Here is a 9,263-nt window from a genome sequence, read left to right on the forward strand (position 1 = left end):
TCACCGGCAGGTCGTACAGTCCTCCCATGTCCATCACGGGATCTGACCGATTTGACACAGTGATCGTCGGCGGCGGGCACAATGCCCTGACCGCCGCCGCGTATCTGGCGCGCGCGGGCAAGCGGGTGCTGCTCCTAGAGCGGCTCGATATGTTGGGCGGTGCCGCGATCTCGGCACCGGCATTCGACGGCGTTGACGCCCGATTGTCGCGGTACTCATATCTGGTGAGCCTGCTCCCGCGCCAGATCATCGGCGACCTGGGCCTATCGGTGCAGCTGGCGCGACGTAAGTACGCGTCGTACACACCGGACCCATCAACCGGTGGCCGGAGCGGATTTCTCGCCCGTCCAGACGATTTCGCCGAGTTCGGAGCCCTGTGCGCCTCGGTGACAGAGCCCGTGTGGGATTCGATGCTCAGACCGCTGCCCACTCGTCATCAATTGCGCACCGGCGCCTGGTCCGAGCTGATCGAGACGCCCATCGGCGAAGTGATCCGCGCGGCCACACCCGATGACCTACAACGCGGGGTCCTCCTGACGGATGCGCTCATCGGAACATTCGCCGGTGCCGATGACCCATCGCTGCAGCAGAACATCTGCTTTCTCTATCACCAGATGAATCCCTGGGATGTCCCCATCGGCGGCATGGGCGCCGTGACTGGCTCGCTGGAATCCGCTGCACGCCGCCATGGTGCCGAATTACGCACCGGAGCAGAGGTTTTGGCCATCAATCCCGACGGTGAGGTGCACTACCGAATCGGCGAGGACGAGCACATCGCCATCGGTGAACATATTCTCAGCGGCGTCACACCCGCGGTATTGGCCCGTCTGCTCGGAGAAGATCCACCGGATGGTCAGCCGGGCGCACAGGTCAAGGTCAACCTTCTCCTGAGGCGTCTGCCGCGGCTGCCTGACGAGAAGGTCACGCCTGAGCAGGCTTTCGGCGGAACTTTCCACATCAACGAGACCTACACGCAGCTGGACAATGCCTACCGGCAGGCGCTCGCCGGCCAGATCCCAGACCCGATGCCGTGCGAGATCTACTGTCATTCGCTGGCCGATCCCAGCATTCTGTCTCCGGAACTACGCGCCTCCGGGGCGCAGACGCTGACGGTGTTCGGATTGCACACTCCGCATGGCCTGAAGGCAACCCGCGAAGAACTGCAGGCCGCCGTGCTCGCATCGCTGAACTCGGTACTGGCCGAGCCGATCACCGAGGTGTTGGCCAACGACTCGCAGGGAAACCCGTGTATCGAGACCAAGACCACCGAAGACTTGGAGCGCGCCCTCGGCATGACGGCAGGAAACATCTTCCACGGTGGTCTGCAGTGGCCATTCGCAGAGGATGACGAACCGCTGGATACACCCGCCCGCCGCTGGGGCGTGGCCACGGATCACGATCGGATTCTGCTCTGTGGCTCGGGTTCCCGCCGCGGGGGCGGGGTATCGGGGCTCGGCGGATACCATGCCGCGATGGCGGTGCTCGGCGCTAACTGAAGGACGCCGCCCTCTCCAGGATGGCCCGCAAGTTCTTCAGTTCGTCCTCACTCAACGCGGCCAGACCGGCCGGTGCGGGGTCATCCATCTCGGCAATGACCGCCATCAGCTGCTGACCTTCGTCGGTCAACGACACCCGCTTGCATCGGCGATTGTCGGGATCGATGCGACGCACCACCAACCCACGCTGCTCCAGATCGCTCACCGCCACCGTGGCCGCCGGAGCGTCCAGGGCGGTGGCCTCGGCTATTGCCTTCACCGTCATGGACTGTCGCGCAAGCCTTCGCAGGATGCGCACGCGGCTGAAGGGCAGTCCAGTCTTCTCGACGACCGTCCGTCGCCAGCTGTCACGGTTGTCCAGCACCAGGCTCGCCATGGCGCGCCACACGTCGTCCGCGAGGGACCTATCCGGCACGAGAAACCTCCCGTGCCGGGGTGCTCTGGATAAGCGGCGCGAGTCGCTGCGCCGAGCGCAGCGCGAACGGAGAGGTAGACACGATACCGAGCGTAGCGATGGCCAGACCAAGGCCCGCGCACATGAACCACAGCGCAGGAGCGCCGATCGAACCGCACAGTGCCACACCGATACTCACGCCCACCTGGCGACTGGTGGAGGTGACCGCTGAGGCCGCGCCGGCCCGATCCAGTGGCATACCGCTGACCGCGGCATTGGTGATCGGTGCGTTCACCATGGAGAAACCCGCGCCGAAGATGGCGAAAACCACCAGGAGCTCCCAGATCGGTGTCACCGTCGATACCTGGGTAAGCAGCAGCGATGCCGTGAAGAACAGGGCACCCGCCGTCAGCAATGACGGCCGCGCGCCGAACCGGCCCACCATGCGGCCCGAGATCGGCGAGAACACCAGCGCCCCAATGGCAATTGGGAGATAGACCAGCCCGGTGTGCATCGCCGAGAAGTGGCGCTCCCCCTGCAGGTACAGCGACATCGTGAACAGGAACGCACTCCAGGCCACGCACGCACATATCGCGGTGAGGGTGGCGGACGCGAACGGGACGCTGCGGAAGAAGCGCAGATCGATGAAGGGGTGGCGGCGCCGGGACTCGTACCTGAGGAACACCGCGAACGCCACCAGCGCGGTGATGAGAACCGCGATGAGCTGTGGTGTGGCCCATCCCAGCGACGGACCTTCAATCAAGGTGAACACGATGCCGAACAGGAAGAGCACCGCGAGCACCTGCCCCACCGGGTCGATATCGCGCATGGTCGCAGACTTGCTCTCCGGCACAAAGATCGCCGTCAGCACGAATGCTAGCGCACACACGGGCAGGTTGATCCAGAAGACGGCTCGCCAGCCCACCCATTCGATCAGAAACCCGCCGACTATCGGGCCCAGCGCCATCGATATCCCCACCACCGCGCCCCAGAATCCCAGCGCCCTGGCGCGTTCCACGCGGCCGGTAAACACCTGCGAAATGATGGACAGCGCAACCGGGTTGAGCATCGAGCCACCCACCGCCTGCAGCAGACGCGCGGCGATCAGCAATCCGACGGTGGGTGCCACGCTACACAGCAGTGAGCCCACCGTGAAGATCGAAAGCCCGATGTGGAAGACCCTCCGGCGCCCCAGCCGGTCACCCGCGGCTCCGGAAAGCATGAGCAGCGAGGCCAGCCCCAGGGTGTAGATGTCGATGACCCATTGCAGCTGTGACGTGCTGGCACCGAAATCAGCCCGGATGGTCGGCAGCGCGACGTTCACGATGGTGGAGTCCATCGACACGATGAGCAGACTCAGGCAGCAAGATCCGAGGATCACGATCTTGCGGCGCTCGCTCAATGCCTCGACGGTTGGTTCCACATGACTATTGTGAAACTACAACTGTTAGCGATGCAAACAGATTTGTGTGAGCTTTGTCATCTCACGAGCGAACGCTACGGGTACTGACGCTCTCCGTAGCCGGTGTAGATCTGGCGCGGACGGCCGATCTTGCCCGGCTCCGAATGGAGCTCGCGCCAGTGCGCGATCCAGCCCGGGAGTCGCCCGAGGGCGAACAGCACCGTGAACATCCGGGTCGGGAAGCCGATGGCCCGGTAGATCAGACCGGTGTAGAAGTCGACATTCGGGTACAGCTTGCGCTCGATGAAGTAGTCGTCGGTGAGCGCGGCTTCCTCAAGGGCCTTGGCGATCTCGAGCAGCTGGTCGTCGCCGCCGAGCTTGCCGAGGATCTTGTCGGCCTGCTCCTTGCAGATGCGTGCACGCGGGTCATAGTTCTTGTAGACGCGGTGCCCAAAGCCCATGAGCTTGACGCCGTCTTCGCGGTTCTTGACCCGGCGGACGAAGTCGTGGGTATCGCCGCCCTCGGCGCGGATGCGCTCCAACATCTCCAACACCGCCTGGTTCGCGCCGCCGTGCAGCGGCCCCCAGAGCGCGTTGATGCCACCGGATACGGAGGTGAACAGGTTGGCGTCCGAGGAGCCGACCAAGCGCACCGTCGAGGTCGAGCAGTTCTGTTCGTGATCGGCGTGCAGGATCAGGAGCATGTCGAGGGCCCGCACGATCTCCGGGTCCACCTCATAGGGCTCCGCGGGGAAGCCGAAGGTCATCCGCAGGAAATTCTCGACGAGGGTCAGCGAGTTGTCCGGGTACAGGAACGGCTGTCCCGCCGACTTCTTGTACGCGTAGGCGGCGATGGTCGGCAGCTTCGCCAGCAAGCGAATCGTCGACAGCTCGACCTGTGCGTCATCATGCGGATCCAGCGAGTCCTGGTAGTAAGCACTGAGCGCGTTCACGGCGCTCGACAGCACCGGCATCGGGTGCGCGTTGCGCGGGAAGCCGTCGAAGAACCGCTTGAGATCCTCGTGCAGCAGCGTGTGGCGCTGGATCTTGGTGGTGAAGTCCTCCAGCTGCTGCGGGGTGGGCAGCTCGCCGTAGATGAGCAGGTAGCTCACCTCGATGAAGGTGGACTTTTCGGCCAGCTGCTCAATCGGGTAACCGCGGTAGCGCAGGATGCCCACGTCGCCGTCGATGTACGTGATGGCGCTCTTCGTCGATGCGGTGTTGACGAAGCCCGCATCGAAGGTGGTGTAGCCGGTATCAGCCAGCAATTTGCCCAGCGCGAAGCCATCAGAGCCTTCGGTCGCGCGGACGATATCCAGCTTGGTTTCGCCTCCGGGGTACTGGAGAGTAGCGAAATCATTGTTGTCGGCCACAGGCATCCCTTCTGAGGTTGAGCGGCTCCGTGAGAACGTTCATAGAGAAGGTAGTCGCTCCGCCTTCAGGGCGCCTGGTCAGGGTCGAGGTCGGGGGTCGACGCGGCCGCGGAGCGACCCGCGTCGGTCCCCTCTCCTGCGCACCGTCGCGAGTGCGCCATCCCACAACAACATCGCGCCCGCGGCGATGATCGTCGGCCGGAACGTGTCCTTGGCCAACCCTGCGGTCGCGGTGGCCTTGGTGGCGGCGCTGGCCTTGGACATATGCCCGGAGTCAAAGGGCGGCTGCGGGTCGTACTCGATGCTCAGCTGGATCGCCTTGGCCCGTTCCTCCCCCGCGATCTGGCCCGCGAGCCACAGCCCCAGATCGATACCCGCCGATACCCCCGCCGCGGTCACCACACCCTCGTGACCGGTCCGCACGATGCGCTCGTCGCCGACCGGAGTCACCCCGAACGGTTTCAGCAGGGGCAGGGTCGACCAATGCGAGGTGGCCCGGTGGCCCTCGAGCAGACCAGCCGCCGCCAGCACCACCGAACCACTGCATACCGACGTGGTCCAGGTGGCCGTCGGGTGCACCCGGCGCAACCATTCCAGGAGCTGTTCGTCGCGCGCGGCTATCGTCGTTCCCGGCCCTCCGGGCACCAGCACGACATCCGGTGCGGGGGTCTCGTCGAACGAGTGCGTGGCACCGATGACCAGCACGCCGGAATCAGCGGTGACGGGCCCGGGCTGATGCCACACAAACCGGACCTCGGTGTCGGGCATGAAGCGCAGGACCTCATACGGGCCAATGAAATCCAGTGCCGTGAAATCCGGGTACAGCACGATCGCGATCTGCGTCGTACGGGAAGTCATAGGGAAATCCTTTCTGTGCGGTGGAAGGTCTTGCGGTACTGATCGGGCGATACACCCATGCGGCGAACGAAGTTGCGGCGCAAGGATTCCGCGGATCCAAACCCGCAGCGGTTCGCGATCACCACCATGGTGTCGTCGGTCTCTTCGAGCTGGCGGCGAGCGGCCTCGGAGCGGATGCGCTCCACATAGGCCGACGGTGCCTCACCAACCTCCGCGGTGAACACACGCGTGAAATGCCGCGGGCTCATCGCCGCCAGGCGGGCCAGCTCGGGCACCCGGTGCGATCCTCCGGGCTGCGCCTCGATGGCCTCCTGCACGTCCCGGATCGGCATTCGCTTGGCCCGCGGCATCCAGACCGGAGCCGCGAATTGAGACTGCCCGCCCGGGCGGCGCAGGTAGAGAACAAGCCAGCGCGCGACGGTCTGCGCCACCTCTGCGCCGTGATCGTCCTCAACGAGGGCCAGCGCCAGATCTATACCCGCGGTCACGCCGGCAGCCGTCCACGTCTTGTCCGAACTGCGTATGAAAATCGGGTCGGGATCCACTGTGATGCTCGGGAATTCAGCCGCAAGCTTTTCGGCAATCGCCCAGTGCGTGGTGGCACGGCAGCCGTCGAGCAAGCCGGCCGAGGCGGCCAGAAACGCACCGTTGCAAACACTCACCACTCGTCGGGCAGAGCGTGCTGAGGTACGTATCCATTCCATGAGGGCGGCATCCCCCTGGACCGCGGGCACACCGATGCCGCCGGGCAGGAGCAACGTGTCACATCCTCCGTCGGGATTTGGCAGCTGATGGGTAACCAGCTCCATCCCCGACCCCGTGGACACCGGGACACCATCGCTCGATACCAGCGACACGTCGTAGCCGGGTGTGCCGGTCAAGTACTGCGACGCGGTCGCGAACACCTCGTATGGCCCCACCAGGTCGAGGGCCTGCACCCCCGGGAATCCCAGGATCACGACCGAACGCGTCACGTTTCTCAGTGTTCGCCACCTGGGCAATGGCGTCCAGGTCGGGTATCCCACAAATTAGGACATCAGGAGTTCGGCAGCCACTGCTCCGCCGAGGCCGCGAGCAGCCGCTGGTGGTCCGCACGGTTGAGCTGCGTGTAGGCCTCGGCGAAATCCGCGAACGCGGAGTCCGCGGCGTTGGGATCACTTCCCGTACCGAGGTAGCCCGCGATCACTCCCGGCACACCCGATTGAGCGTGGGAACGCGCGAGCGTCATCGCGCACAGCGAGCCGTACAGCGCCAGATCATCGGGATCGGTGAGGCTCGTGATCTCCACGGAACCTTTCATGTCGCGGAACTGCCTGACGTAGAAGCTGCCACGCCGCGCCGAGGACACATACCCGAGAAAGGGATCGCCGCTGGCCTGCATGATGCGCTGCCCGGCCACCACCCGGCGCCCGTGATCCAGCCGCAGCTCCTGCGGGAAGTACGCCTCGATCACCGAGGCCGAGGCCTCCTTCATCTGCAGGAACAACGGCGACCCATCCGCATCGGTGAGCAGCGCGAGATAACAGCGGGTGCCCACGCTGCCCACACCGACCACCCGCACCACGGCATCCTCGAACTGATGACATGCCAACAGCGCCACGACGTCCTCGGGCACCGAACCGAAGTACTCGTCGACCATGGCCGCCGCCTCGGATAAGCCCACCTCCGGCACACGGACCGCGATGTCCTGTTGCTCGACGATCCGGTAGCGACCATCGACAGTGGTCGCGGTCAGCTTCCTGAGTGCACGGTGCGACGTGTTGCGGGACGCCTTGGCGACCGTGTCGGTCGCCAACTTGGACGCGCTCTTGGAGAGCCGGGAGACCAAGTCCAGCACCTCCAGCGCGGTCGTCTTGAGATAGAACCGCTCCAGGGCGGACATCTGCGCCAATTCGTTCATCCGGGTGCGGTACGCGGCGACGGTCTTGATAACCGTCTGGCGCACGGCATCGTCCGGCATCCCGAATTCGTCACCGAGGATCGCCACGCTCGTGACCAGGCGCTTGACATCCCACTCCCAGGGACCGACCGCGGTTTCGTCGAAGTCGTTGACGTCGAACAACAGTGCCCGGTCGCGCGAGGCGAACAGCCCGAAATTGGAGAGGTGCGCATCACCGCAGGTCTGAATCAGTACCCCGGTTGACGCCGTGGGTGCAAGATCAGAGGCCATCACCGCAGCCGCACCCCGGTAGAACGCGAACGGCGACTCCGACATTCGCTCTCTGCGCACCGGAACCAAGGACGGAATCCTGGCCTTGTTCTGTGCGGCGAGTACCGCTATCGGATCTCGTCCCGGCTCGGCGGAGAGTTCCCCGAGCCGTCGCCGTGGCATCCCATCACGCAGCCCGCGACCGAGAGCAAGCTGCTTATCCCGCGGAAGCCGCCGAAGAGCCTCGGCCGTCAGAGCATCCATAGGGTGAAACCTACTGGGGCTGTACCTGGTCCGGGTTGGCCTGGCTCGTATCGTCCTCGGTGATCTCATCCGATGTCCGGAACCGAACGAACATCGGAACCAGTAGCGCAGCGATGATCACCCCGACCACCACGAGGGCACCCCCACCGGTAGCTGCTGCCGTCGTACCCACCACGGCAGCGGCGGCGCCGTGCGTAACGTCGGCGACCCGTGGTCCCCCGGCGACCACCACCGTGAACACACCTTGCAGCCGGCCCCGTACATCGTCGGTCGCCACCGATTGCAGAATCGTCGACCGGAAGGCCGCCGACACCATGTCCGCGATGCCGCCGATCACCAGGAACAGCAGGGCCAACCAGAGCAGCGGAGCATGCGCGGTGAGCCCAAAACCCACCATCGCCAAGCCCCACACCACGATGCTGACCACCACCGCGAAACCCTGACGATCGATCCGCTGGAACCAGCCGGAGAACACCCCGCCGATCACCGCACCCACCGATATCGCCGCCGACAGCAACGCGATCACGGTGCCGCCGTCGGCGGGATCACCGAATCCCTCGTGGGCAATCTGCGGGAACAGGATCCGCGGCATCCCGAAGATCATGGCGATGAGGTCCACCACGAAAGACATCAGCACGATCTTGTGTCCCGCCAGATAGCGGAAACCCTCGAGTACGTCACGAAGCCCGGAGGTATTGGCTCGCAGGTCCTTTGACACGCCACTCGGCGGCATCTTGTGCAACCGAATCGTCGCCCAGATGGGCGCCACGCACGCGATCGCATCAATCAGATACAAGGTGGATAGATCCACCCACTTCAGCAGCACCCCGGCCAGCAGCGGTCCGGCGATAAACCCGAACTGTTGGACGGTCATGTTCAGCGCGTTGGCGGCGGGCAACTGATCCAGCGGAAGCATCCGGGGAATCGCCGCGGCGCGCGTCGGTGAATTCACCGCGAAGAAGGCCTGCTGCACCGAGAGCAGGCACAGCACCACCCACACGTTGTTGACCGATAGTGCGGCCTGCAGCCACAGCAGTACCGAGGAGACGCCCAACCCGGTCGCGGTGATGATCAGCAGGGTCCGCCGGTCCATCCGGTCGGCCAGCGCACCGCCCCACAGACCAAACACCACCAACGGCACCAGACCGAAAACGCCCGTCAGCCCGACGTACGCCGAGCTGTGGGTAAGCGCATAGATCTGCACCGGGACCGCGAACAGCGTCAGTCCGGCACCGATGACGGTGACAACACCGGCCAGCCACAGACGCCGGAAGTCAGCGTTCCGAAGAGGGGTGATGTCCGCAAACAATCGTCTCAGACCGCACCC

General features: G+C 64.8%; 8 protein-coding genes. 1 reads left to right on the forward strand and 7 read right to left on the reverse strand.

The annotated features are described in order from the left end of the window. Positions 1-26: 26 nt before the first annotated feature. Positions 27-1,496 carry a phytoene desaturase family protein gene (locus B4394_RS04215; protein WP_078314290.1) on the forward strand — a complete coding sequence of 490 codons (1,470 nt, stop codon included), beginning with the start codon at positions 27-29 and terminating at the stop codon, positions 1,494-1,496. Here B4394_RS04215 and B4394_RS04220 read toward each other — a convergent pair. The 7 genes from B4394_RS04220 to B4394_RS04250 form a co-directional block, all read right to left on the reverse strand. Then, positions 1,489-1,872, reverse strand: coding sequence for a MarR family winged helix-turn-helix transcriptional regulator (locus B4394_RS04220; RefSeq protein ID WP_078312685.1), 384 nt, complete (start codon positions 1,870-1,872; stop codon positions 1,489-1,491). The two genes, B4394_RS04215 and B4394_RS04220, sit on opposite strands and share 8 nt — an antisense overlap. A 28-nt stretch (positions 1,873-1,900) precedes the next feature. Then, on the reverse strand, positions 1,901-3,313 hold the full coding sequence (locus B4394_RS04225; RefSeq protein ID WP_078312684.1) for a DHA2 family efflux MFS transporter permease subunit: 1,413 nt from the start codon (positions 3,311-3,313) through the stop codon (positions 1,901-1,903). A gap of 74 nt (positions 3,314-3,387) precedes the next feature. Beyond that, positions 3,388-4,665, reverse strand: coding sequence for a citrate synthase (locus B4394_RS04230; protein ID WP_078312710.1), 1,278 nt, complete (start codon positions 4,663-4,665; stop codon positions 3,388-3,390). Positions 4,666-4,743: 78 nt separating this feature from the next. Beyond that, entirely contained in the window at positions 4,744-5,523 is a 780-nt protein-coding gene (locus B4394_RS04235) for a DJ-1/PfpI family protein (protein WP_078312683.1), read from the reverse strand. Then, positions 5,520-6,497: a GlxA family transcriptional regulator gene (locus tag B4394_RS04240; protein ID WP_078314291.1), complete on the reverse strand. Its 978-nt coding sequence runs from the start codon at positions 6,495-6,497 to the stop codon at positions 5,520-5,522. Before B4394_RS04240 ends, B4394_RS04235 begins: the two co-directional genes overlap by 4 nt. A 62-nt stretch (positions 6,498-6,559) precedes the next feature. Next, a complete protein-coding gene (locus B4394_RS04245; RefSeq protein WP_078312681.1) occupies positions 6,560-7,936 on the reverse strand; it encodes a DUF2252 domain-containing protein in 1,377 nt (458 codons plus the stop codon). Between the two features lie 10 nt (positions 7,937-7,946). Beyond that, positions 7,947-9,233 (reverse strand): MFS transporter, encoded by a 1,287-nt coding sequence (locus B4394_RS04250; RefSeq protein ID WP_139359940.1) that lies wholly within the window; start codon positions 9,231-9,233, stop codon positions 7,947-7,949. Positions 9,234-9,263: the final 30 nt, after the last annotated feature.

This window comes from Mycobacterium sp. D16Q16, from assembly GCF_002013745.1.
Lineage (GTDB): Bacteria > Actinomycetota > Actinomycetes > Mycobacteriales > Mycobacteriaceae > Mycobacterium.

Coding starts and splice junctions, on each gene's coding strand:
- B4394_RS04215 (WP_078314290.1), top strand. CDS start 27: ATGTCCATCACGGGATCTGACCGATTTGACACAGTGATCGTCGGCGGC.
- B4394_RS04235 (WP_078312683.1), bottom strand. CDS start 5,523: ATGACTTCCCGTACGACGCAGATCGCGATCGTGCTGTACCCGGATTTC.
- B4394_RS04220 (WP_078312685.1), bottom strand. CDS start 1,872: ATGGCGAGCCTGGTGCTGGACAACCGTGACAGCTGGCGACGGACGGTC.
- B4394_RS04245 (WP_078312681.1), bottom strand. CDS start 7,936: ATGGATGCTCTGACGGCCGAGGCTCTTCGGCGGCTTCCGCGGGATAAG.